This window comes from Saccharothrix xinjiangensis (assembly GCF_039527585.1).
Lineage (GTDB): Bacteria > Actinomycetota > Actinomycetes > Mycobacteriales > Pseudonocardiaceae > Actinosynnema > Actinosynnema xinjiangensis.
Genome location: NZ_BAAAKE010000020.1, coordinates 152034 through 176249, shown reverse-complemented (window position 1 = coordinate 176249; position 24216 = coordinate 152034). Strand labels below are relative to the sequence as shown.

The 24216-nt window shown below is 73.5% G+C and carries 16 protein-coding genes and 3 pseudogenes; 6 read left to right on the top strand and 13 right to left on the bottom strand.

Features of this window, described 5'->3' with window-relative positions; genetic code table 11:
* The 5 genes and pseudogenes from ABD223_RS30730 to ABD223_RS30705 all read left to right on the top strand — a co-directional run.
* Nucleotides 1–185 (top strand): annotated as a pseudogene (locus ABD223_RS30730) (ABC transporter substrate-binding protein); the annotation flags it as partial.
* Nucleotides 186–384: 199 nt separating this feature from the next.
* Nucleotides 385–579, top strand: coding sequence for a MarR family transcriptional regulator (locus ABD223_RS30725; protein WP_344040109.1), 195 nt, complete (start codon nucleotides 385–387; stop codon nucleotides 577–579).
* 61 nt (nucleotides 580–640) lie between these two features.
* A pseudogene (locus ABD223_RS43690) lies at nucleotides 641–885 on the top strand (ROK family protein); the annotation flags it as partial.
* A 328-nt stretch (nucleotides 886–1213) separates the two neighbouring features.
* Nucleotides 1214–1783, top strand: coding sequence for a glycosyl hydrolase (locus ABD223_RS30710; RefSeq protein ID WP_344040108.1), 570 nt, complete (start codon nucleotides 1214–1216; stop codon nucleotides 1781–1783).
* Nucleotides 1681–2148 (top strand): annotated as a pseudogene (locus ABD223_RS30705) (glycosyl hydrolase). Before ABD223_RS30710 ends, ABD223_RS30705 begins: the two are co-directional and overlap by 103 nt.
* Before the next feature lie 125 nt (nucleotides 2149–2273).
* On the opposite strand, the gene ABD223_RS30700 reads toward ABD223_RS30705, so the two are convergent.
* The 13 genes from ABD223_RS30700 to ABD223_RS30640 all read right to left on the bottom strand — a co-directional run bounded on the left by ABD223_RS30700 (nucleotide 2274) and on the right by ABD223_RS30640 (nucleotide 16865).
* Nucleotides 2274–3392: a glycoside hydrolase family 43 protein gene (locus ABD223_RS30700; RefSeq protein ID WP_344040107.1), complete on the bottom strand. Its 1119-nt coding sequence runs from the start codon at nucleotides 3390–3392 to the stop codon at nucleotides 2274–2276.
* 140 nt (nucleotides 3393–3532) lie between these two features.
* Nucleotides 3533–4024: a TIR domain-containing protein gene (locus ABD223_RS30695; protein WP_344040106.1), complete on the bottom strand. Its 492-nt coding sequence runs from the start codon at nucleotides 4022–4024 to the stop codon at nucleotides 3533–3535.
* A gap of 181 nt (nucleotides 4025–4205) precedes the next feature.
* On the bottom strand, nucleotides 4206–5132 hold the full coding sequence (locus tag ABD223_RS30690) for an OmpA family protein (protein WP_344040105.1): 927 nt from the start codon (nucleotides 5130–5132) through the stop codon (nucleotides 4206–4208).
* Nucleotides 5129–7660: an Hsp70 family protein gene (locus tag ABD223_RS30685; RefSeq protein ID WP_344040104.1), complete on the bottom strand. Its 2532-nt coding sequence runs from the start codon at nucleotides 7658–7660 to the stop codon at nucleotides 5129–5131. The genes ABD223_RS30690 and ABD223_RS30685 overlap by 4 nt, the downstream gene beginning before the upstream one ends.
* Nucleotides 7641–8213: a hypothetical protein gene (locus tag ABD223_RS30680; protein ID WP_344040102.1), complete on the bottom strand. Its 573-nt coding sequence runs from the start codon at nucleotides 8211–8213 to the stop codon at nucleotides 7641–7643. The genes ABD223_RS30685 and ABD223_RS30680 overlap by 20 nt, the downstream gene beginning before the upstream one ends.
* On the bottom strand, nucleotides 8214–9794 hold the full coding sequence (locus tag ABD223_RS30675) for a hypothetical protein (protein WP_344040101.1): 1581 nt from the start codon (nucleotides 9792–9794) through the stop codon (nucleotides 8214–8216).
* Nucleotides 9794–10891, bottom strand: coding sequence for a serine/threonine-protein kinase (locus ABD223_RS30670; RefSeq protein ID WP_344040100.1), 1098 nt, complete (start codon nucleotides 10889–10891; stop codon nucleotides 9794–9796). Before ABD223_RS30670 ends, ABD223_RS30675 begins: the two co-directional genes overlap by 1 nt.
* The gene (locus ABD223_RS30665) at nucleotides 10888–11661 is read right to left on the bottom strand and encodes an FHA domain-containing protein (RefSeq protein WP_344040099.1); all 774 of its coding nucleotides are present in this window, start codon (nucleotides 11659–11661) and stop codon (nucleotides 10888–10890) included. Before ABD223_RS30665 ends, ABD223_RS30670 begins: the two co-directional genes overlap by 4 nt.
* A gap of 745 nt (nucleotides 11662–12406) precedes the next feature.
* Nucleotides 12407–13657 carry a cation:proton antiporter domain-containing protein gene (locus ABD223_RS30660; protein ID WP_344040098.1) on the bottom strand — a complete coding sequence of 417 codons (1251 nt, stop codon included), beginning with the start codon at nucleotides 13655–13657 and terminating at the stop codon, nucleotides 12407–12409.
* Between the two features lie 97 nt (nucleotides 13658–13754).
* A complete protein-coding gene (locus ABD223_RS30655; protein WP_344040097.1) occupies nucleotides 13755–13991 on the bottom strand; it encodes a hypothetical protein in 237 nt (78 codons plus the stop codon).
* Nucleotides 13992–14069: 78 nt separating this feature from the next.
* Entirely contained in the window at nucleotides 14070–14591 is a 522-nt protein-coding gene (locus ABD223_RS30650) for a flavin reductase family protein (protein ID WP_344040096.1), read from the bottom strand.
* 36 nt (nucleotides 14592–14627) lie between these two features.
* Nucleotides 14628–16178, bottom strand: coding sequence for a tryptophan halogenase family protein (locus ABD223_RS30645; RefSeq protein ID WP_344040094.1), 1551 nt, complete (start codon nucleotides 16176–16178; stop codon nucleotides 14628–14630).
* Between the two features lie 165 nt (nucleotides 16179–16343).
* Entirely contained in the window at nucleotides 16344–16865 is a 522-nt protein-coding gene (locus ABD223_RS30640; RefSeq protein ID WP_344040093.1) for a hypothetical protein, read from the bottom strand.
* Nucleotides 16866–17154: 289 nt separating this feature from the next.
* Here ABD223_RS30640 and ABD223_RS30635 point away from each other — a divergent pair, with 289 nt between their 5' ends.
* Nucleotides 17155–24213 carry an amino acid adenylation domain-containing protein gene (locus tag ABD223_RS30635; RefSeq protein ID WP_344040092.1) on the top strand — a complete coding sequence of 2353 codons (7059 nt, stop codon included), beginning with the start codon at nucleotides 17155–17157 and terminating at the stop codon, nucleotides 24211–24213.
* Nucleotides 24214–24216 lie beyond the last annotated feature (3 nt).

Here is a 24216-nt window from a genome sequence, read left to right as displayed (position 1 = left end):
TCCAGACCGAGATCGAGAAGTCGATCCCCTACATCCCGATCCTCACCGGCGGCACCACCAGCGAGTACAACGCCAAGAAGTTCACCGGCTGGCCCACGAAGGAAGACCTGTACTCGTTCCCGGCCGTCTGGGCGCGGCCCGAGCACTCGGAGATCTTCCTGAAGCTCAAGCCCGCCGGCCGGTGAGTTCGGCCGGGGGCCGACGCCCGACATCCCGGCGACCGTTCACGGGCGGCGCTCTTCGTGCCGCCCGCGAACGGTCGCCCGTCGCCAGGACGTGGCGGCGGGTGGCGCCGGCACGGGGAGGTATCTTCGGGAGGTGTCCCGGGGGAGTCGTGTCCGCACCGCACCGCCTTGGCCACGCCTGTCCGAGGCGGGGCGTGGTGTGCTGCTGGAACTGCTCGTCCACGGCACCAGGTCGCGCAGCGAGCTGGCCGACCGGCTGCGGCTGTCCCGGCCCACGCTGTCCCGCGTGACCAAGTCCCTGGTCGCGCAAGGGCTGCTGGTGGAGGGCGCCACGGAGCTGCGCTCCACCACCGGCAGGCCCTCGGAGCTGCTCCACGTGCACGGCTGGGTGTGATCCTCGGCGGTGTCGTGCGCGCCGGGCACATCGCCCGGCGGGTTTCCTGGGCTGGACCGACGTGCCGCCGGGCCCGCGGCTGACCGAGGCGACGGGCGTGCCCACCGCGGTGGACAACGACGTGCAGGCGCTCACCGCGGCCGAGCACTGGTTCGGCGCCGGCACCGGGACGACGTCCATGGTGGTCATCACCATCGGCGCGGGGTCGGCACGGGCCTGGTCGTCGACGGCAAGCTGGTCGAGGGCTCCCACGGCCTGCCACCCCGCCTCAGCCACATCCTCGTCGACCCCACCGGTCCGCACTGCGGCTACGGCCACCGGGGCTGCGCCTCCAGCTTCCTCATGACGCACGTGATCCTCCGGCAGCTCGACGGCTCCCCGACCTACGACGAGGCGGCCGCCCTCGCCATCAGGAAGACGATCACCGGAGCGGTGTGACGGCAGGCGGCCGCGAAGCGCATCGCCGTAGCCGGGCGCACCGACCGCCTTCCTCGCCCCACCGGGACCGAGCGCCGCCAAGCGGGTGAGCAGGGTGGCGACGGCGATCGGAAGCTCGAATTTGTTTCATCATGAACCTAACAATCTTCGTGCTGCTCCTGCCTCCTCCTCTTCCGCGATGATCAAAGGAGATCAGATGCGTGCTCCGTCACGCCTCGGCAGAGCTCTGCTCGCCGTGGCGCTGACCGCCCCTGCGCTGCTGTTGGCGACCACACCGGCGCAGGCCGCTCCCGCCCCGCTGGTGGGCGTCGGATCCGGCCGCTGCCTGGACGTCACGGGCAATGCGAGCGCCAACGGCGCCCAGTTGCAGATCTGGGACTGCACCGGCGGCGCGAACCAGAGGTTCCGCGCGGGCACCGGCGGCGGCACGCCCCAGTGCCCGGTCAACCCGGTCAACCCGAACGCCTCGACCCAGGCGCGCAAGCTGCTGTGCTACGTGTACTCGCAGTACGGCAACCACATCATCTCCGGTCAGCAGGAGTCGACGTGGATCGGCGGCCCGGACCACGAGATCAACCACATCCGCAACAACACGGGCAAGTGCCCGGCGATCCGGGCGCTGGACTTCGGCGACTCGAAGGACCTCGCGCCGCGTGCCATCGCGTGGTGGAACGCGGGCGGCATCCCGATGATCGGCTACCACATGGGCGCGCCGACCAAGCCCGACACGTACGAGGGCACCCAGATGCAGGTAAGGCGGCGGTGATCTGGCGGCCGTTCCACGAGGCGGGCGGCACGTGGTTCTGGTGGTCGAAGGAGGGCGGCGGCCAGTACAACCGGCTGTGGAACTTCACGTAAGACTACTTCACCAACACCAAGGGCCTGAACAAGCTCGTGTGGCTGCACGGGTACAACGGCCAGCCGCAGTCGTCGTTCTACCCGGGCAAGTCGGTCGTGGACATCGGCGGGGCCGACACCTGCGCGGGCAACGGCAACTACGACCCGCAGAACGCCATGTACAACGCCGTGCGCAACATCGTCGGCTCGTCCGTGCCGATCGCGCTGCACGAGAACGGCCCCATTCCGGACCCCGACCGGTTGCAGTCCACCGGCACCCGCTGGGTCCTGTAACGCCTCCGGTTCGACAAGTCGGCGGGGTGCGCCCCGGTGGCAGCCGAGTGCCACCGGGGCGGGTGCGGGGGAGCCTCACCGCGACGGTGGCGACGGAGACGGGCCCCGTCGCCCCGGCCGGTCGGCTACTCGAAGAACTTCAGGCTCCAGCCGGTGTCCGTGGTCGCGCCCGGGACGTTGGCGCGGCGGTAGGTCGTGTTGCCCCACCAGACGAACGTGCCGGTGTACCAGTAGCGGTTGTCCCAGTGGTAGGGCGTGCCCTTGGCCACCGCGTGGTACACCACCGGGGCCCTCGGGCCGGCCGGCGGGCTGGCGGCGACGTCGCCGTCGGGCAGCGCGAACGTGTGGTGGCCGGGCCCGTTGACGTGCAGGGTGGGGTCCCAACCGGTCATCATGGTGGCGCGGTCGGAACCGAACAGGCAGCCGTTGGACTTGTACCAGTCCCACACGTGGGTGGGGTCGCCGCCGGCGCGCAGCCGCAGGTCCGCGACGCAGTACTGCTCGCTCCAACTGCCGTTGGCCGAGTAGACGACGTGCAGTTGGCCGCTGGGGTCCTTGACGACCTGGGGCGCCTCGTTGATGAACGGGTTGCCGACCACCCGCTCCCACGGCTCGCGCGGCTGCGAGATGACGTGGCGGTCGCCGACCGGGGTGAGCGGGTCGGACATCCCGGCGATGTAGAGGTTCTGCTCGACGTTGGTCGTGCACTCCCAACCCGACCAGATGAAGTAGCGCCGGCCGTTGAACGTCACCGGGACCCCGTCGATGGCCCACCGCTCCCCGGGCAGGGAGAGCAGGACCTCGCGGGTGTAGCCCGAAGCCGGCGAGGCCGAGTGGATCGCGTACATGCGGTGCGCCGCGTCGTTGCCCGCGGTGAAGTAGATGTAGTACCGGCCGCCGTCGCGGACGATCTCCGGCGCCCACACCGAGCCGAGGGCGCGCGAGTCCCGCCAGACCAGGACCGCGGGCGCGGAGCCCAGGCCGTCGAGGGAGGACGCCTGGCGAACCTGGATGCCGCCACCGCCCACCTGCGCCGAGACGTAGGCGCCGCCGACGCGGATCACGCTCGGGTCGGCGGCGCGCAGCGTGGTCCGACCCAGCGCCGAGAGCCCGCAGGCGTCGGGTCCGGCGGGTTCGGCGGGTTCGGCGAACGCCTGCTGCCCGGAGAGGAGGAACGCGACCACGGCCACGATCGCGGTGAGCCGTTCGGGTAAGACGCGTGTGGTGCCGGAGGAGGGGTTCACGTGACTCCTTAGCGGTGCAGGGGATCACTCGCGCGATCACACGCCCTCCGGCGGCTGTGGATCGTGTCGACGCACGCAGTGTGAAAATAACACGCAGAACCGGCTTCGGCAGTGGAGTTCCCCCTGCGGCACCACCCGGGTCACAGGGCCCGGTAGCGGTTGAGGTTCAGCGCGCGGCGGCGGATGGAGGCGGCCAGTTCGATGCCGAAGCGCGTGCGCCGCGGGCCGGTGGTCTCGGTGTAGGCGCGGCCGTCGAGGGAGAACATGGTCAGCTCCGACAGACCGCCGAGGTCGATCTCCGACCCGAACGGCGGCAGCGGGGCGAGCCTGACCGGCAACGCGTCCCGGTCCGCGCCCGGTCCGGCGAACCGCGACAGCTCGTGCTCGCGGATGAACGGGCTGACCAGGTAGTCGGTGGTCACCAGCAGCAACCCGAAGTCGGCCTCGGCCACGCGGTCGAGGATCGCCGGGGCGAACTTCTCACCACAGGTCAGGTGGCTGTCCTCCCACCACTCCACCCGCAGGTCCGTGAACAGCCCCAACGCGGGCAGCAACCGGGTCAGCAGCGCGGTCTTGGCGTCGGCGTCGCGGTGGCACCAGCTCAGAAAGACCCGGACCGTGGTGGCTGCCATCCCTGCTCCCTGAATCATCCCGGACCCACTGTGCGCTCCGGATCGTCAACCGTGTTCGAACTGCGCGCGCCCGGCGCGATCACCGCGTCGTGCGTGGCAGGCGGCGCCATCTGCGCAGGGCGACCCCGCCGGCTGCCTGCCCGAGGTGGCAGCCGGGCGAGGAACCCCTCAGGGAAACCCCTCAGCGGGGGCTCACCACCACCGTCACGGTCCGGTTCCGCGCCCGGCCCTCCGTCGTCGCGTTGCTGAACGGCGGGTTCGCCGCGCCCGAGCTGGACAGCGAGAAGGTCGTCAGCGGCAGCCCGCTCGCCTCCGACATCCGCTCGGCGGCGAGCGTCGCACGAGCCGTGCCGAGTTCCGCGTTGGTCGTGTAGCCGGTGCTGCCGGACACCTGCGCGTCCTCGGTGTGGCCCACCACGGTGATCGACACGTCCGCGGCGAAGGGGCGAAGTCGCCGGGCGAGGTCGGACAGCGCCACGCCGCCGTCGTCGGCGAACCGGACGCCCGCGCTGAACACGCCGGTCGGGAACGCGACGACCACCGCGCCCGACTCCACTCCCGTGGTCAGCGCGGGGTTGCCCGCGAGGGCGGTGAGGAGGTCGTCGAGCACCCGCTGCTGCCGCAACGCGGTCTGTCCGAGGCGATCGTCGATGCCGTCGAGGCGTTCCGCCTGCGCGCGCTGGTCGTCCTGGACCTCGTCCAGCTCCGCGAGCACGACCGGGTCGGGGCCGGGCGGTTCCGCGGACCGCGAACCGACGGCCACGCCGGCGCCGGCGACCGCCACCGCGACCCAGGCCACGGCGAGCAGGACCCGGCCGGTGCGCGGGCGCAGCCGACGGGCCAGCAGCGCCGCGATCCGCCGGCGGCCCGCACGGGCCGGGGCGAAGCCGGCGTCGAGCCGCAGTGCCAGCGCCCAGCACTCGTCCGCGTCGAACAGCTCACCGCGCTGGGCGTGGATGCGCGCGAGCAGGTCCAGGACCGCGGGATCGGCGCTGTCGCGGCCGCCCAACTCCCGCAGCACCTCTTCCGCCTCGCCGAACTCGCCGCTCCTGGCCAGGTCCGCGGCGCGGGCGACGGACGGGGACGTGGTCACCAGTTCCCCGCTCACAGGTCACCCGCCCGGACCGTGCTGCCGAGCCCGCCCGAGGCGTCGGCGTGCCCGACGGCGTCCGGCGCGGCCCTCTCCAGCTGGGCGTTGACCGCGGTGAGCCGGGCGACGTCACCTTCGTCCAGTGCGCGCCTGCCGTTCTGGAGCAGCTCCTGCACGTGGGGGTCCGGGTTGTCGCGCAGGCGCGGCTCGCGCCCGGCGAAGATCACCGCGGCGAGTTGCCCGCTGTCCCGCAGCACCTCCCGGATGATGTCGCGCACGACGTCGATCTGGCGTTTCAGCACCGTGCGGTCCTGGGAGGCGATGGCGGCCTCCATGGCCCGCTCGGCGTTGTGGAGAGCGGTCCGGTGCCGGGAGGCGCCGAAGTCCGCGATGAGCTCCTGGGTCTGCGCCACGGCCGTCCGCCCGCTCGTGACCAGCTCCGGGAACACCAGCGCCGCCTCGACGTCGTCCAGCGCCGCCTGCGCGTCCCGCAACCGGTTCTCGCACGTCGACGCGGCATCCGGGTCGACGGCGGCCGCGTCCGCCAGGCGCCGGACGTCGGCCAGGACGTCGTCGGCGCGGAACCGGTCGACCAACTCGGCCGCCTCGCCCGGGTGGACGTCGCCGAACCGCAGTGCGTCGAGCCGGTCGGCCAGCTCGGTGAACCGGTCGGCGAGGTCTTCGACGGCTCCGCCGAAGTCGGTGCCCGCACCGGTCCGGCCCAGCTCCACCTGGATCTGGAACTCCTCGTCGACCAGCGGCACGTACGCGTCGGCGCGCGGGGTGAAGCTGGTGTCGATCTTGAGCGTGACCTCGACCTCGCTGCCGGCGGGCACGTCGCGGTCGACCTGGTTCGGCACGATGTCCAGCCGGCCGATCAGCATGTTGCGATCGGCCTTCGACCGCTCGCCTTCCACGATGGGCACCCGGATCAGCCCCGTGCGCTCGTTGCGCCGCACGGTCAGCGTCGAGTACAGGATGGCCCTGGCCGTGGCGGGGAGCTCGGCCCCCTTGCGGACCAGCCACAGCACCTCGTTGTTGTCCAGCGCGACGCCGATGGAGTGGCTGAGCGTCGGCGCGGTGCCCATCTTCGACGTGTGCCGGTAGGAGATGCGTTCCGGGTCCGTCGGCGTCACGGTGCCCTGCGCGTCGCGCAGCTCGATGTCGTAGGTGTTGACGGTGTGCTCGTCGGCGCGCAGCCGGGTGGAGAACGTGCCCTCCGGCGTGAGCGGGATCTGCCCGCTGCGCCACGGCGGCGTGCCGTCCGGGTGCGCGAACTCGATGGTCGAGCCGGTCCAGTCCCGCTGCTGGGCGGTGCGCGGCGGCAGGCCGCCGACCAGCGGCTCGGTGTCCGAACCCGCGGCCGGGTACTTGAGGTTCAGCACCACCTTGCCCTCGCCCAGCGCCTGCTCGGCGCGTTCCGGTCGACTCGGCATCCGCTGGGTGCCCGCGAAGATCGCCGCGCCCCTGGCGACCACCGTGACGGGGTCGAGGCTGTAGTCGAGCGGGATGCCGAGGCCCTCCGCGGGGTCGGCCAGCAGCTCGCGCAGCGCCGGCGCGATCGTGGTGCCGCCGACGAGGAGCACCCGCTCGATGTCGCCGCCGCCCAGGCCGGCGTCGGCGACCGCCTTGCGGCACAACGTCACCGACCGCTGGTAGAGCGGCATCGCGACCCGCTCGACGTCCGCCCTGGTCAGCTCGAAGTCGAAGTCGAACACCGGTGTGCCGTCGGCGTCGTTGAGCCGCAGGTTGATCTCGGCGCTGTCCGCGCGCGACAGCTCGATCTTGGCGTACTCCGCCGCCGCCTTGAGCTTCGCGATGTTGCCGGCCGACTTCCGGTGGCCACGGGCCAGGTCCGGCAGGGGGAACTCCTTGCGCGCCGCGGGGATCAGGAGCCCTTCCACCAACGCCCAGTCGATCAGCTTGCCGCCGAGGAAGTTGTCGCCGGCGTGGTTGATGGTGCTGAACTCGCCGTCGGCCACCTTCACGATGGCGGCGTCGAAGGTGCCGCCGCCGAAGTCGTACACGAGCCAGAACCCGCGGTCGGTCGCGAGGTGCGTGCTGTAGGCCCACGCGGCCGCGCTCGGCTCCTGGATCAGCGGCGCGAAGTCGAGCCCGGCCAGCTCGGCGGCCTTGCGGGTGGCGTCGCACTGGTCGAGCTCGAAGGCGGCCGGCACGGTGATGACCGCGGCGCCGATGCTCTCGCGCACCGCCTGCTGGACGTCACCGCGCAGGGACTTGAGCACCTCGGCCGACAGTTCCTCCGGGGACATGGACCGGCCGGACGCCTTGAAGTGCTTGTGCGCGTCCCGCTTGCCCATCTGGAGCTTGAACTCCGCGGTGGCGTTGTCGTGGTCCTCGACCAGCCTGCCCTTCGCGGACTCGCCGACGAGGACCTTGTTCGAGCCGCTGACGTACACCGCGGAAGGCGTGTACTCCGCTTGCCGGTTGTTGCGGACCACGGTCGCGTCGTCGGCGGTGGCCACGGCGATGATGCTGGTCGTGGTACCGAGGTCGATACCGAAGTCAATGTTCTCCCGTGCCACTGTCCTGTCCCTTCTCCGGTACTCCGACGATCACGTGGCCGAACTGGATGCACCGCCCACCGCGGTAGACGGTCGGCCGCACGGTCTCCACCACGGTTTCCCGCTCGACGTTCGGCCGGGGCTCGTAGGCGATGGCCTTCAGCGACATGCCGGGGTCCCACGGGGCGCCGTCGTGGTCCTGCACGCGGATCCCGGCCTCGCGCAGCCGTTCCGACATGGCGGTGAGGTTCCTCGTGGCCATGCGTTGCGCCTTCGGCACCTCGCCGTCGCCGTCGTCGCCGAACCTCTTCAGCACGCGCCACATGTTGGTGGCGACGTCCGCGACGGTCCGGTCGTCCAGGTCGGCGCGCGCCGGTCCGGGTGGCGGCTCCGGCGACGGGTCCGGTCCGGGTGGCGGCTCCGGCAGCGGATCCGGTTCGGGTGGTGGCTTCGGCAAGGGATCCGGTTCGGGTGGTGGCTCGTGCGCGGCTGCGGCAGGCGGGGCCTGCGGCGCCGGGATGCGGAACTCCGGCGGAAAACGCCGCTGCCTGACCCGCTGGCGGAAGCTGGACAACTACTCGTTCCTTTCCGGGCCGGAGTGCGCCTGCGCGGCTGCCCACTTGTCCAGCCGGTACCGGCGCAACCCGAGGGCGACGGCCAACCCGGCCGCGATGGTGAGGAAGGTGATCAACTGGTTCGAGCCCTGGAACGGGTTCGCGACGAACGCGACGGCCAGCAGGAGCACGACCAGCCGCCATCGCCTGGCCGCCACGCTCAACGGCACCTTCCCGTAGATGTACTCCTGATCCCGGAGGTAGTTGGCCATCGGGATGACGGGGATGAAGAACGCGGTGAAGTAGTGGGTCGCGACGAACTTCTGCGGGTCGCCGGTCGCCCTCCAGCCCCACAGGTAGGCGCCCCAGCCGAAGAACGAACTCCTGGTCGGCACGCCGTTCGGCGGGGTGATCAACGCCGTCGGGTCGTTCAGCACCACCTCGATCGCCGCGCGCACCCGCTCGTCGTCGGTGTGCCGGTGCCACGCGAGGAGCCGGTCGGACGCCTTGTTCACCCTCCCGGCCTTGCGGAGGTCCTCGACCCGGCTCAGCACCGACTGCCTGGTGATGGCCACCGTGTTCCGGCTGATCAGGTCGATCGTCGTGGACTCCCTCGCGAGCCGCCGCGCCGCGGGGAGCAGCCCCAGCGCCGGACCGCCGGCTTCGGTCTCGTTGTCGTGGGCCACCGCGCACAGGTTCACCGACCTGGCCACCTCGTCGTGGATGGCGGCGGTGACCGGGTCGGACGCGCCGAGCATCCCCGCGATCACCCGCAGCGGCGCCGCGGTCTGCTCCACCAGCGCGTGGCCGGCGTCGATCGCGTCCAGCGGCGCGGTCGCCGCCACCCGGTCGGCCGCCTCGCAGGCGACGTGCACCCGGTCCTCCGCGGGGCGCACCGCGTCCCGCAGCGCCGCGTCGACCAGGTCGTCGTCGAACGACGACTCGTCCAGCACCCACAGGTGTCGGTCCGCGGCCTCCGGGCCGAGTTCCTCGGCCGCCTTCGCCGCGAGCGCGAGGTGCACGTCGACGATGTGCCTCGGCAGCCGGTCCTGGAGGCGCCGGACGGTGCCGGTGGTCAGGCGCGGGTCGGCCACCTCCTTCACCCGCCGCCGCGCCCAGTCCCAGATCCGGTCGCCGGACAGCACCTCCGCCCACGCCTGGACCGCCGCGCACCACTGCTGCCCGAGCGGGTCGTCCGCGATGGCCGGCCGGTTCGGCGCGGTGAGCGACGAGCCCTCGATGACGCCGCAGTGCTGCCGCACGGCGCGGTCGTGGTCGTCGTCCTGACCGGCGCCCCACAGCCACAACAGCTCGTGCACCAGCCGCAGCACGGGGTTGCGCATCGCCTCGAAGGCGGCGTTGACCACGTCCCAGTCGGGCGCGGGGGTGAGCGGCAGTTCGCCCGCAGTCGGCGGCGGCGTGCCCAGTTGCGCCATCAGCGCGGCCTCCTCCCGGCGTCGGCGGACCTGCGTCACGGACGCGGTGACCGGCAGCCCGGTCAGCCGGAACACGTTGTTGCGGTACAACCGGGCGCCGGTCAGGTCGCGCAGGACCCCCTCCAGCTCCTCGTCCCTCGGCCGCACCGGGCTTCGGCTCTCCATCAGGTCACCACCCCCTTGCGCCACAACCGAAGCCGGTGCTCGTGCGCGGCGCGCAGCTTCGGTGACTTGTTGAACGCCTCCTCCATCAGGTCGGCGGCCTCCGGGAGCGTGACGGCCTGCTTCGCCAGCGCCCTCGCCTGCTCGACCAGCCGCGCCGCTTCCTTCTCGTCGGCGGAGGAGGCGTTGCCCAGCACGCGCTTCGACGTCTGCGGCAGGTTGACCGCCTGCTTGGCGCGCTGCCGGCGCCGTTGCGCCCGCCACCGCCCCAGCTCGGCGGCGAGCGCCCCGGCGTCCGGCGTCCTGGTGACGGGGTCCGGGTCCAGCGCGCGCAGCACGATCCGCTCCAGTTCCTCGTCGACCTCGGCGTTGAACTCGTGCGGCGGGCGCGGCGGCGTCCGGCGGTCCGTGCCGAAGTACGACGTCGGCCCGCCCTCCTCGTAGGGCAGCGTGTCCGTTAGCAGCAGGTAGGCGATGGTCCCGAGCGCCCACACGTCACTCGCCCGCGAGTCGCCCTGCTGGTTGAGCAGCGACTCCGGCGCCTTGAACGCCAGCGTCCCCTTCGTGCTGGCCAGCATGGTCATCGGGTTGACGCTCTTGGCCAGGCCGAAGTCGGAGAGCTTCGCCCGCAGCCCGTCGGTGTCGTAGCCGATCAGGATGTTCTGCGGCGTGATGTCCCGGTGGATGATGGCGGGCTGGGCCCAGTGGGCGACCGTGAGGCCTTCGGAGACCTGGTGCAGGATGCGCGCGGAGTCCTCGACCGGGACGAACCGCTCGCGGTGCGAGGCCCAGAACCTCTGGAGGTTGCCGCCCGCGACGTACTCCATCGTGAAGTAGCCGCTCATGCCGTGCGGGGTGGACACCGTGGCCGCGTGGAACACCCGGATGATGTTCGGGTGGCCGATGCGCGACAACATGATGGCCTCGCCGAGCATGGTCTTGGTCTCCTCGGCGGTGCCGGTGCGCTTGAACACCTTCATCGCCTGGCGCCCGAAGATGTCGTGGCGGACGCGGTAGACCTCCGCGAACGCGCCCTCGCCGAGGTAGCGCTCGACCTCGTAGGTGTCGCCGACGCGTCGGCCTTCCTCCAGCAGCTTCATCGGCCGGCCGCCGGGTCCACCCGGATCAGCAGCCGGTAGCCGATGTTGCGCTCGGTCTGCAACAACACCGGGTTCGCCGGGTCGCGCTCGATCCGCTTGCGGACCGCCGTGACGACGTTGCGCAGGTTGGTCTCGTCGTAGCTCCGGCTCGGCGGCCACTCCTCCGGCCGTCCCCACAGCATGTGGATCAACTCCGCGTGCGTGCAGGCCACCGGCGAGCCGTTGTTGACGCGGCTCAGCTCGGCGAGGTACCGGATCAGGCGGTGGGACTGCGGCGAGAGCCCGGTGATCTCCGACCGGGCGCCGCCCTCGACCCTGAACACCTTCATCTGGAGCCAGTCGTAGGTCAGGTGCGCCCTCGCGTCGTCGGTCGCGGGCGGGGGCGCCACCGGCGCCACCTCGGTGCGGAACGGGTCGTCGAAGGTCAACTTCCAGTACCGCGGGTCGCCGGCGGGGGTGATGTCGCCGATGACGAGGAGGGCGTCGCCGTGGCGCAGCCCGGTCATGCCCAGGACCCGGGTCAGCTCGCCACCGCGCCGCAGGACGGTCCCGTTGTCCGAGCCGTTGTCGGTGACCGTCCACACCCCGTCGGCGTGCTCGACGATGCAGTGCACCCGGCTGACCAGGCGGTGCGGGTCGGGATCGAGCACGAGCTCCGGCGCCCCGTCGAGCGTCGCCCGACCGATCCTGGTCCGTCCGGGGCCCAGTTCGTGCGTCGACCGGTACCCGTCTGGTGAGGTGACGCGGAAGCAGGTGACCCGTGATTTCACCGTTGCGCCTCGCTCTCCGAAACCGGCCTTCGTCGTCATACCCAGATCATCGGGGTCGACAGCGCGCGGTTCCATCATGGATGCATATCGTTCGCGTACTCTAGGAGACCGCCGTCGGGACCGTTCCCGGATTGAACTTCTTACCAGCTCCGGTTCTGCTCGCCCGGGTCCGCGAAGTCCAAGCGACGTGGCATCACCGGCCGTTGTCGAATGGCGGAATCTCGGGCGAATCCACGGACTCGCCGCGCCCGACCTGGTGGAACGGGCCCGACGGCCCATCGGTTCCGAAGTGAACCAGCCCCGTCGATATGCACCGCAAAAATGCGGCCGCACGGCAAGCAAAAGTGAGCACAACTCGACACCGGTCGCCTCGGTTCCACCGAGCACCCCCGACTCGGTGGCGCGCGGTGGCACGGGCACAGGGCGAAAACCCGGTCGGTGGGAAATCGAGTGCCACCGCTCGACCGGCCACGTCCGATCCTCGCGGGCCGCGCCCCAACCTGTCGCGGATTCCGTCGGATCGGTCTGTTCCGAGAGCGGCAGTTGGGCGACGACGGGTCGCCTCGACCCTCCGGCAGATCGGAAGACCATCCGCCCACCGTAGAGCCGGGAGGCGCACCGGCGGCTCCGGTGACCTGATGCTGCCAGGTCCGGCCGGCGGAACGACCGGCACAACCGTCACCACGGGCCGTGGAGCCGGGGTGTTCCAACCGGGCGGTGAGCGCGCGCCGGCGTCGGGCGGTCGCTACCGCGCACCCTTCGCCGCCGGCGAGTCGGGGCGGAGCAGGAAGTTCCGCAGCTCCTCGTCCCTGGCGCGTTGCGGGTACAGCAGGGACAGCAGGGGCGCGGCCATGGCGGTGGTGACCAGGGCCATGATCACCATCAGGGTGTAGACCTGCTGGTTCAGCAGTCCCAGCTGGAGGCCGATGCTCAGCACGACCAGTTCGGTCAGGCCCCTGGTGTTCATCAGCGTGCCGAGCACCGCCGCTTGGCGCGGAGGGGCGCCGCAGCAGCGGGCGGCGGTGTAGGCGCCGATGAACTTGCCCGCGATGGCGGCGGCGAGGATCAGGGCGAGTGCGCCGAGCCCGCCCGCGCCGAGCGTGGAGAGGTCGATGTCCAAGCCCGCGACGATGAAGAAGACGGGCAGCAGCAGGACCGAGTTCAGCTCGGCGACCCGGTCGTGCACGAGCTCGCGGACGCCGTTGCGCGGCATCACCGCGCCGAGGAGGAACGCGCCGAAGACGAGGTGCAGGCCGATCCACTCGGTCGCCGCGGCGGACAGCAGCAGGCTCGCCATGACGACGGCCAGCCGGCCGGGGCTCAGCGCGCGGTCGTGGGGCATGATCCTGGCCAGCAGCGGCCGGACCACCCACCACATGACCGCCAGGTAGGGGATCGACAGCGCGAGCAGCCACGGTGACTGGCCGCCCCGGTCGCTGAGCGCCACCGCCACGGCGAGCAGCACCCAGGCCAGCACGTCGTTGATCGCGGCGGAGACGAGCGCCAGCGACCCCACCGGGGTCCGGTGCATGTCCCGGTCGGTCAGGATGCGCGCCAGCACCGGGAACGCCGTGATCGCCATGGCGACGGCCAGGAACACCAGGAACCCGGCCCGCATCCCGGGTGGCGCGTGCCGGTCCGCCAGGGCGGTCGCGACCAGCAGGCCGAGGCCGAAGGGCAGGGCGACCGACGCCAGCGCCACCCACGTCGCCATGCGGCCGCCTCGGCGCGCGGTGCCGGTGTCCAACTCCATGCCGACCAGGAACATGAACAGCGCCACGCCGATGTTGGCCAGCACCGACAGGTCGGCGCGGACGGCGGACGGGAACAGCGCCGCGCCCGGGGCCGTGGTGATGATCAGCGGCAGGACCAGCACGCCCGCGACGACCTCGCCGATGACGGGGGGTTGCCCGAGGCGCAGCGCGGCCGCGCCGAGCAACCTCGCGAGTGCGATGATCAGCGACAGGTCGACGAGCAGGGTCACGATGTGCGTCATCTGCGGTCCTTCCGCTCGCTTCCTGGTCCGCCTGCCGCCGTGGGCGGCGCCGGCGCGGGAGGGTGGTCCGGAGGAGCCGCGCCGGTGGTCGCCGCGCTCAGCAGTAGACCGTCTTCAGCTGGCCCGACGGCAGTCGCCACACCTCGTAGGGCAGGCCCAGCGGTGGTTGCACCCGCTTGACGAACACGGCGCCCTCGGGCGCCTTCTCCGGGCACTGCGAACCGCCCGGCGCGGAACCGGACGCCGCCCGGCCCTCGGACGGCGCGGCCAACGCCACCGGGGCGGCCAACGCCAGCGCCGAGCCCAGTGCCGCGGCGACGAGCGACTTCACCATGTGCAACGTCCCTCCGCCTTTTTCGGTGAGGTTTCACGAGGTCGGGGATCCCGCGTCCCGGAGGGGGCGCGGACCCGGCTACTCCGCGCCGCGCCCGGCGCCGCTCCCCGACGCGAGCTGCGGCCACGGGTGGTAGTCCCGCAGGCCGTAGAGCAGCGGGGGCGCGGTGGAGCGCCGGACGATGGCCAGCGGGCGCCCGAGGACGATGAGGTGCCCGCCGGTCGGGATGGTCCGCGAGACGGCGCAGTCGGCCACCGTGTGCGCGTGGTCGACCAGGTGCGGGCCCGCCTCCGACGCCGGGCGGTCCCAGGGCACCCGGCTGAACCGCTGGGGGAAGCCCGAGGCGAACAGCTCCGCCGCGGCACGACCCCGGGAGTGCAGGAGGTTGACCGCGAACATGCCGCTCCCCGACACCGCCGCCGCCGTCGGGCTGCCGGTCCGCAGGCAGACGAGCAGCGTCGGGGGGTCGAGCGTGGCGCTGCACAGCGAGGAGCACGTCATGCCGCGCGGCGTGCCGTCCGGGTCGAAGGCGGTGATCACGGCGACCCCGCTCGGGAAGCGGGACATCATCTCCCGCAGCTCCACGTCCGGCCCTGTCATCCGACCTCCGTCTCCGGTTCCCGGCGGGACCGGGCCTCAGCGGAACTGGGCGAAGTACTCGTACTGGTTCGGCAGCGTGCGGGCGAGTTCGTCGGCGCGGTCGCGGATCTGCTCGAACTGCTTGCGCGCGGCCGTGTCGTCGATGAGGTCCAGGGCGGGGGAGTGCCGCAGCGGCAGGCCGCCCATGCCGAGCAGGACGCACGCGTACGAGTACGGCGGCAGCCCGTGGTAGTACGGGTAGATCGTCTCCGAGTCCGGCAGGTGCGTGAGCCACCGCTCCAGGCGCTCCTCCATGCCGTCCGGCAGCGCCCGCACCTTGGCGTCGCGCCAGTACTGGGTGTCGTTCCGCGCGGCGGCCCGGTAGTGCAGCGCCAGGAACTCGCGCACCCCGTCCATGACGTGCCCGACCGCTTCGTTGTAGAGGTCGCGCAGCGAGAGGTCCCAGTCGTCGCCGGGGAAGAACTTGACCAGCTGCTCGATGGCGTGGTGGATGAAGAAGATCCCGGTGGATTCGAGCGGTTCGACGAAGCCGCTCGACAGGCCGACCGCGACGCAGTTGTTCACCCAGGACCGCCTGCTGCGGCCGATGCGCATCCTGATGTGGTTCGCCTCGACGTGCTCGGCCTCGAGGCCGACGAACTCGCGCAGCGCCCGTTCGGCGTCCTCGGGCGACAGGTAGTCCCTGGCGTAGACGTACCCCGTGCCGATCCGGCCGAACAGCGGGATCGTCCAGATCCAGCCCGCCTCGCGCGCGGTCGCCGTGGTGCACGGCCGGATGCCGCGGGCCTCCATGTCCAGCGGCACCTGGAGGGCGACGGCGCTGTCGTTGGGCAGGGTGTCCTGGAAGGACTGGAACGGCTCGCCCAGCGCCTGGTTGATCAGCACCCCGCGGAAGCCGGTGCAGTCGACGAACAGGTCGCCGTGCAGCTCGCCGTGCTCCTTCGTCACCACGTGGTCGACCCAGCCCCGGGAGTCGAGCGCCACGTGGACGACGTCGTCGACGACGTGGCGCACGCCGCGGTCGACCGCGTACCCGCAGAGGTACTGGGCCAGCTTGGCGGCCTCGAAGTGGTAGGCGTAGGGGAACTGCGTCTTGCCCTGGTGCTCGGACATCGTGAGCGCGTTCGACTCCGCCACGCCCTCCGGCACGTCCCGGCCGAGCAGGCTGCCGTCGAGCCGGCGCGGGCTGCGCTCGGCGTCGCACAGGGAGGCCATGAGGAAGCAGTCGCGGTCGAACCGGTCCGTCGGTCCGCCGCGCAGCCACCAGTCCGTGAGCGGGAAGCCCTCGACCGAGCGCATCTGCTCGAACGGGTGGTAGAAGTGGTGGCCCGGCTCGCGCCAGTCCTGGAACCGCACGGCGAGCTTGTAGGTGGCGTTGCACGCCGGCATCCAGTCCGACTCCTCAAGGCCCAGGTAGGCGAAGAAGTGCCGGATGTCGCTGAACGTCGCCTCCCCGACGCCGATGGTGCCGATGCGGTCGGACTCGACGACCGTGACCTGCACGCGATCGTCGAAGGCGGCCTTGAGGTAGGAGGCAGTCATCCACCCCGCGGTGCCGCCGCCGACGATGACGATCCTGTCTGGCATGGGCGCTCCATCACGTGTCCGTCGCGGGGGGAGCGGCGTGCGCCGGAAGGCGCGGGACGTCCTGCGCGTACGCCGCGGCGGGCCGCTTTCCCTGTCGTGGTCCCGATACTAGGAACGGCGCGACAGCGCGTGCCAGGTGCTTAAGCACAGCGCGAAAGACCGCTCCTAGCCCAACCACCCCGGGAGGAGACCGGGAGCGGTGGCCAGCACGGCGAAGCGCGCCAACCGCAGCGGCAGGCAGATCGCGAGGTAGGTGACCAGCCGCACGCCGGCCAACCCCGCCAGCACGGTGGTCAGCATGATCGGCGGCAGCCCGGCCAGCGCGCTCACCGCGAGCGTCGCGAGCAGCACGCGGCGGTTGTCCTCGCACCGGGTCCGCAGCCGCTGCCACCGGCCCGCGAGCGCGGTCCTGGGCGTGGCCCCGGGTTCGGTCGGCCCGAGCGCGCCGCCGATCCGCTCGCGCAGCGCCCGCGGCAGCCGGATCCTCGAACCGGCGGCGAGGAGGTACAGGGACTTGCCGGCGACCTGGCCCACGGCGGCGGCGGCGACCGCGGCCCACACGTGGTCGGGCAGCTTCGCCGACACGGCGACGACCACCAGCTCGATGCTCACCAGCGGCACCACGGCAGAGCCGAACGCGATCCCCGCGACCGCCAGCAGCGTCCCCAGCACGAGTCCTCCGACCACCGGGGCGCCCCGCGGCCCCGGTCCTCCCAGCCTGCTCGGGGTCGGGTGGTCCACGCCTCTGCGGAACGTCGTCCTCCGACCACGTCGGAAGTCGTCCACCACCCGGGCCGGACCCTGACCTTCGACAGAGGCCATTCGGCGAACGGGCAGGTGGCGGTGTGAACGGGCGGACGTTCAGCCGCAGCTTAAACGCCGGGGGAAGCGTTGACCCCCCGATGCGCCCGCTTGTTTCATCGCTGCACCGGGGGCGGTCCGGACCCCGGGTCCTGAACGACTGGAGGACGTCACGGTGACCGTGGTCGGGCTTGCTGATGTGCTGCCGCTGACACCGCTGCAGGAAGGCCTCCTGTTCCACAACCTCTACGCCCCCGAGGCCGAGGACGTCTACCTGTCGCAGCTCGTGCTGGAGGGCGAGGGGCCGCTGTCACCGGACGCGCTGCGCGCCGCGCTCGACGCGTTGCTGGCCCGGCACGGCACGCTGCGCATCGGCATCCGGCACGAGGGGCTGAGCCGGCCGGTCCAGGTCGTGCCCGCCGAGGCCGCGGGCCGGTTGCGCGAGGTCGACCTCGCCGGCGAGCCGGACGCGGACGGCGCGCTGGACCGCCTGCTGGACGAGGACCGGGCCGAGGGCGTCGACCTGGCCGACCCCCCCTTGCTGCGGCTCCTCGTCGTGCGCATGCCCGGGTCGGGGTGGCGCCTGGTGCTGACCTACCACCACCTGCTGCTGGACGGCTGGTCGGTGCCCGTGCTGCTCAACGAGCTGTTCACCCTCTACACCCGCGGACCCCGCCACCCGCTGCCGCCGGTCACCCCGTACCGCGCCTACCTGGGCTGGTTGGCGGGGCGCGACCAGGAGGCGGCGCGCGCGGCGTGGCGGACCGCGCTCGGGGACGTCACCCGCCCGACGCTGCTCGCCGCGCCGGGCGTGACGAGGGTCCCGGTGCGCCCCCGGCGCGTGGAGTTCGCCCTCGACGAGGACCGGACCGAGGCGTTGCGCGGCTTGGCGCGGGCGCGGGGGCTGACCGCGGCCACCGTCGTGCGGGCCGCGTGGGCCGTGGTGCTGGGAGGCCTGCTGGACCGCGACGACGTCGTGTTCGGCACGACGGTGTCCGGCCGCCCGCCCGAGGTGCCCGGCGTGGACCGGATGATCGGGCTGTTCATCAACTCGGTGCCGGTGCGCGTGCGCCTCGACCCCGCCGAGCCGGTGGGCGCGCTGCTCGACCGCGTGCACCGGGAGCACGGCGCGCTGATCCCGCACGAGCACCTCGGGCTCGCCGAGGTGCAGCGGGTCGTCGGCGCGGGCGAGCTGTTCGACACCATGACCGTCTTCGAGAACTACCCGCACGACGGCGGCGGCGCGGTCGTGCCGGGCGGCTCGGGGACGCGGGTCCTCGGGATCAGCGGGCGCGACAGCACCCACTACCCGCTCGGGCTCGTCGCCGTGCCCGGCCCGCGCCTGCGCCTGCGGCTCGACCACCGCCCCGACGTCGTCGACGAGGCCACCGCGGACTCCGTGGCCAGGCGGCTGGCGCGGGTCCTGGAGGGGCTGCTCGACGACCCGGGGCGGCCGGTCGGCGACCTCGACCTGGCCGACCGCGAGGTGGTCGCCCACGACGCGGCGGGCGCGCCCGCCGCGAGCGTGCCCGCGGTGTTCGCCCGGGTCGCCGCCACCGCGCCGGACGCGATCGCGCTGCGCGCCGACGGCCTCGACCTGACCTACGCCGAGCTCGACGCCAGGGCGGACCGGCTGGCGCGCAGGCTGGTCGCGGCGGGTGTGGGGCCGGAGGACCCGGTGGCGCTGCTCATGCGGCGCGGGCCGGACGTCGTCGTGGCCGAACTCGCCGTGCTCAAGGCCGGCGGCGCGTACCTGCCGCTGCACCAGGCCCACCCCGACGACCGGCTCCGCCACGTGCTCGCCGGGGCCGGCGTGCGCCTGGTCCTGTCCGACGACGCCTCCGCCGGGCGCGCGGGCGCGCTCGGCGTCGCCGTCCTGGGCCCCGACGACGGCGCGCCGCTGCCCGAGCCGGACGCCCGTCCGCTGCCCGACCAGCTCGCCTGCCTCATGCAGACCTCCGGATCGTCCGGCGGACCCAAGGGCGTGGCCGTCACCCACCGCGCCGTCGTCGACCTGGCGCGCGACCACTCGTGGGTCGACGGCGCCCGCGAGCGCGTCCTGGCGCAGTCGCCGCACGCCTTCGACGCCGCCACCAACGAGGTGTGGCCCACCCTGCTCACCGGCGGCGCCGTCGTGTTCGCGCCGCCCGACGAGCTGTCGCCGGCCGCGCTGGTGCGCCTCCTGGAGACCGAGCGCGTCACCGGCGCGTGCCTGACCGCGGCCATGCTGCCGGTGCTGGTCGAGGCGGGCCCGGCCCTGCCGCGCTCCCTGCGGCAGCTGTGGGTCGGAGGGGAGCAGGTGGCGCGCCCGGCGGTGCTGGCCGTGCTCGACGCGTGCCCCGGCCTGGTGCTCACCAACGCTTACGGCCCCACCGAGGCCACGTCGTACGCCACGACCTACACCGCGCGCGCCGGCACGGCCGTGCCCGAGGTCGTGCCGATCGGCAAGCCCGCGGCGCACGCCCGCGCGTACACGCTCGACTCGGCGCTGCGCCCGGTGCCGCCCGGCGGGACCGGGCACCTGTACCTCGCGGGCACCGGGCTCGCGCGCGGGTACCCGGGCCGACCGGGGCTGAGCGCCGAGCGGTTCGTCGCCGACCCGTTCGGCCCGCCCGGTGGGCGGATGTACCGCACCGGGGACGTGGTGCGGGTGGCCGGCGACGGCGAGCTGACCTGGGTCGGCCGGGCCGACGACCAGGTCAAGGTGCGGGGGTTCCGGGTGGAGCCGGGCGAGGTCGAGGCCGCGCTGGCCGCGCGGCCCGGTGTCGCCGCGGCCGTGGTGGTCGCCGTCCGGGACACCGGCGGCGTGCGCCTGGTCGGCCACGTGCTGCCCGCCCCGGGCGCGGCGCCCGCGCCGCGGGAGCTGCGGGACGCGCTGGCCGCCGTGCTGCCGGACTACATGATCCCCGCGACGATCGAGCTCGTCGACGCGTTCCCGCTGACCCCGAACGGGAAGGTCGACCGCCGCGCCCTGGCGGAGGCCCGGCCCGGCGGACACGCGCCGGTGACGGGCCGGTCGCCCCGCGGGCCTCGCGAGGAGGTCCTGTGCGGGCTGTTCGCCGACCTGCTCAACCTGCCCGCGGTCGGCGTGGACGACAGCTTCTTCGACCTCGGCGGGCACTCCCTGTCCGCCACCAGGCTGATCAGCCGGATCCGGTCGGTGCTCGGCGTCGAGGTCGAGCTCCGCCGCCTCTTCGACTCGCCGACGCCCGCCGGCCTGGCGGCGGCCCTGGACACCGCGGCCGGGCACAGGCCGGAGGTCCGGCCGCGGGGCCACGACCGGCCCGTCCCGCTGTCGTCGACGCAGCGCAGGCTGTGGTTCCTCGACCGGATGGAAGGACCCTCGTCCACCTACAACATCCCGGTCGCCCTGCGCCTGCGCGGCGAACCGGACCTCGCGGCGCTCCGCTCCGCGCTGGCGGACCTGGTCGAGCGGCACGAGTCGCTGCGCACCACCCTGGTCGGCGACGGCGGCGAACCGCGGCAGGTGGTCCTGGCGCCCCACGAGGCCGTGCCGCGGCTGCCCGTCACCGCCACGTCGGCCGAGCGGCTGGCCGAGGACCTCGCCACCGCCGCGGCCGTCCCCTTCGACCTGGCCGCCGAACCACCGCTGCGCGCCGGCCTGTTCTCCCTCGGCCCGGCGGACGGCGTCCTGCTGCTCGTGGTGCACCACACCGCGGCCGACGGGTGGTCCCGCAGGCCGCTGCTGACCGACCTCGGCCGGGCCTACGCGGCCAGGCGGGCGGGCCGGGCCCCGGACTGGGCGCCGCTGCCCGTCCAGTACGCGGACTGGGCGCAGTGGCAGCACGACCTGCTCCACGGCGCGGACGACCCCGCCGGCCCCCTCGCCCGCCAGCTCGACCACTGGCGCACGGCCCTGCGGGACCTGCCCGAGCACCTCGACCTGCCGCTGGACCACGCACGGCCGGCCATCGGGTCGCCGCGCGGCGACGCGGTCGGCTTCACCGTGCCCGCCGAGCTGCACGCGCGGATCGCGGCCGTGGCCCGCGACCACCGGGCGACCACCTTCATGGTGCTCCAGGCCGCGCTGGCCGTCGTGCTCCGCCGGATGGGCGCGGGCGAGGACATCCCGCTCGGGACGCCGATCGCCGGCCGCACCGACGACGCCCTCGACGACCTGATCGGGTTCTTCGCCAACACGCTCGTGCTGCGCACGGACCTGCGGGGCGACCCCACCTTCGCCGAGCTGCTGGCCAGGGTCCGGGCGGTCGACCTCGCCGCCTACGACAACCAGGACGTGCCCTTCGAACGGCTGGTGGAGCTGCTCAACCCGACCCGCTCGACCGCCGCGCACCCGCTGTTCCAGGTGCTGCTCACGCTCGACAACACCACCGGGCCCGACGCGGGCGCCGAGTTCCTCGACGGGCTCTCCGCCGAGGCCGTGCCGGTGGACACCGGGGTGTCCAAGTTCGACCTCGCGTTCGGCTTCTCCCCGCACCGGGGCACCGGCGCCCAGCACCCGCCGTTGCACGGCGTCGTCGAGTACCGCGCGGACCTGTTCCGGCCGGACACCGCCGAGCTGCTCGGCCGCCGCCTGCTGCTGGCGCTCGACCGGCTCACCCGCTCGCCCGGACTGCGCGTCGGCGAGGTCGACCTGCTCAAACCCGGTGAGGCGGACGTCATCCTCACCACCTGGAACCCGGTCGACCCGACCACCTCGCCCGCCACCGTCCCCGCGCTGTTCGCCGCCACCGCCTCCCGCGTGCCCGACCGGGTCGCCCTGGTCCACGACGACGGCGAGGGCGGCGACCCGGTGGAGCTGACCTACCGGGAGCTGTCCGGCGCGGTCAACCGGCTGGCCCGGCTGCTGGTGGAGCGCGGCGCCGAGCCGGAACGACCCGTCGCGGTGGCCCTGCCGCACTCCCCGGACTGGGTGGTGGCGCTGCTCGCGGTGTTCGCCTCCGGGGCCACCTACCTGCCCGTCGACCCGGGCTACCCGCCCGACCGGGTGGCCTTCATGCTCGCCGACGCGGACCCCGTGCTCGTGCTGACCACCACCGGGTGGGCCCGGGGCGGGGCGCACGGCGCCGTGCCCGTCGTGGCGCTCGACGACCCCGCGGTCGTCGCGGACCTGGCCGGGCGGTCCGGTGAGCCGCTGACCGACGCGGACGTGCCGGCGCCGCCGCGGGTGGACAACGCGGCGTACACCATCTACACGTCGGGGTCCACGGGCAGGCCCAAGGGCGTGGTGCTGACCCACACCGGCGTGGTCGACCTGGTCAAGGAGCAGACCGAGCACTTCGGCGTGTCCGAGCGCAGCCGGTTGCTCCAACTGGTGTCCTCCAGCTTCGACGCCTCGCTGTGGAACGTCTTCGGTGGCCTGCTCAGCGGCGCCGCGGTCGTGCTGGCGCCCGACGAGCGCCCGACCGGGGCCGCGCTGGCCGCGTTCGCGGCGCGGCACCGGGTCACGCAGGTCGCGCTGCCGACCGCGGTGGTGGCCGGGTTGCCCGACGGCGGGCTCGCGCCCGGGGTCACGCTCATCGTCAGCGGTGACGTGTGCCCGCCCGAGCTGGTCTCCCGCTGGGCCGCGGACCGGCGGATGGTCAACGGCTACGGCCCCACCGAGGCCACCATCGGCGTCACCTGGTGGCGGTGCGACCCCGCCGACACCGGCCGGGTGCCGATCGGCAGGCCGTTCCGCAACTCCCGCCTCTACGTGCTGGACCCGGCGCTGCGGCCGGCGCCGCCCGGCGTCACGGGCGAGCTGTTCATCGCGGGACCCGCGCTGGCCCGCGGCTACCACGGCGCGCGTGCGCTCACCGCCGAGCGGTTCGTCCCCGACCCGCACGGCGCGCCCGGGACCCGGATGTACCGCACCGGCGACCTGGCCCGGTGGCGGCCCGACGGGGTGCTGGAGTTCGTCGGCAGGGTGGACGAGCAGGTCAAGATCCGCGGCTTCCGGGTCGAACCGGCCGAGGTCGAGGCGGCGCTGGCGGCGCACCCGGACGTCGCCGAGGCGGCGGTCGCGGTGTGGCAGCGCACGCCCACCGACCGGCGGCTGGCCGCGTACGCGGTGCCGGCACCGGGTTCCGCCGCCACCGCGCCCGCCCTGCGGGCCCACCTGCTCGCCACGCTGCCCCGCTACCTGGTCCCGGACCGGGTCGTGCTGGTGGACGGCCTCCCGCTGACCCCCAACGGGAAGGTCGACCGGGCGGCGCTGCCCGCACCCGCGCCCGCGCCGCGGGCGGACCGGCGGAGCCGCACCCCGGTGGAGGAGGCGCTGTGCGCGTGCTTCGCCGCCGTGCTCGACCTGCCCGACGTCGGCGTGCACGACGACTTCTTCGAGCTGGGCGGCCACTCGCTGCTGGTCACCGACCTGGTGGGCCGGGTGCGCGAGGCGCTGGGGCGCGAGGTGTCCATCCGCGACCTGTTCGTCGCGCCGACACCGGCGGCGCTCGCCGAGCGCGCGGGCGGCCCGGCCGACCCGCTGGAGGTCCTGCTGCCGCTGCGCGCCGAGGGCGCCGGGCCGCCGCTGTTCTGCCTGCACCCGGGCCTGGGGCTCGGCTGGTGCTACGGCCCGCTGGCCCGCCGGTCGACCGGCCCGGTGCACGCCGTGCAGGCGAGGGGGCTGCGCGTCGGCGAGGAACCCGCCACCACCGTCGAGGAAATGGTGGCCGACTACGTCGAGGTGATCCGCTCCGCCCACCCGAGCGGGCCGTACCGCCTGCTCGGCTGGTCGTCCGGCGGCCTCCTGGCGCACCGCGTCGCGACCGCGCTGCGCGCCGCCGGGGCGCGGGTCGAGCTGCTCGCCCTCGTCGACGCCTACCCGCCCGACCCGGGCGGGGCGGGGGAGTGGTCGGAGGACGAGGCGTACGCGCAGCTCGCCGGCGACCTGGGCGTGGACCCCCGGACCCTCGACGACCGCGGCGCGGCGGACCTCGCCGCCCGGTTGGCCGACCTCGGGCACCCGATGGGGCACCTGCCCGGCGGGGATCCCCGGACCGCGTCCGCGGTGTTCGTCAACACCAGCCGGCTCACCCGCGACGTGCGGCTCGACCCGTTCGACGGCGACGTCGTGGTGTTCACCGCCGAGGGCACCGCCCGACGCGGCGACCCGAGGTGGTCGGCGGCGGCGTGGCGCGGCCTCACGGGCGGGCGGCTCGCCGAGCACGTCGTGCCCGGCGGGCACGAGGACCTGATGACCGTCGAACGGGCGGTCGACGAGATCAGCCGTGTCCTGGCCGCCGGGGCCGGGACGGACAGGGAGGGATGACAG

Bases quoted from the DNA above. Each gene is read 5' to 3' on its own strand.
- ABD223_RS30710 (WP_344040108.1), top strand. From the start codon at position 1,214: ATGCGTGCTCCGTCACGCCTCGGCAGAGCTCTGCTCGCCGTGGCGCTG.
- ABD223_RS30695 (WP_344040106.1), bottom strand. From the start codon at position 4,024: ATGGCAGCCACCACGGTCCGGGTCTTTCTGAGCTGGTGCCACCGCGAC.
- ABD223_RS30675 (WP_344040101.1), bottom strand. From the start codon at position 9,794: ATGGAGAGCCGAAGCCCGGTGCGGCCGAGGGACGAGGAGCTGGAGGGG.
- ABD223_RS30670 (WP_344040100.1), bottom strand. From the start codon at position 10,891: ATGAAGCTGCTGGAGGAAGGCCGACGCGTCGGCGACACCTACGAGGTC.
- ABD223_RS30660 (WP_344040098.1), bottom strand. From the start codon at position 13,657: ATGACGCACATCGTGACCCTGCTCGTCGACCTGTCGCTGATCATCGCA.
- ABD223_RS30655 (WP_344040097.1), bottom strand. From the start codon at position 13,991: ATGGTGAAGTCGCTCGTCGCCGCGGCACTGGGCTCGGCGCTGGCGTTG.
- ABD223_RS30650 (WP_344040096.1), bottom strand. From the start codon at position 14,591: ATGACAGGGCCGGACGTGGAGCTGCGGGAGATGATGTCCCGCTTCCCG.
- ABD223_RS30645 (WP_344040094.1), bottom strand. From the start codon at position 16,178: ATGCCAGACAGGATCGTCATCGTCGGCGGCGGCACCGCGGGGTGGATG.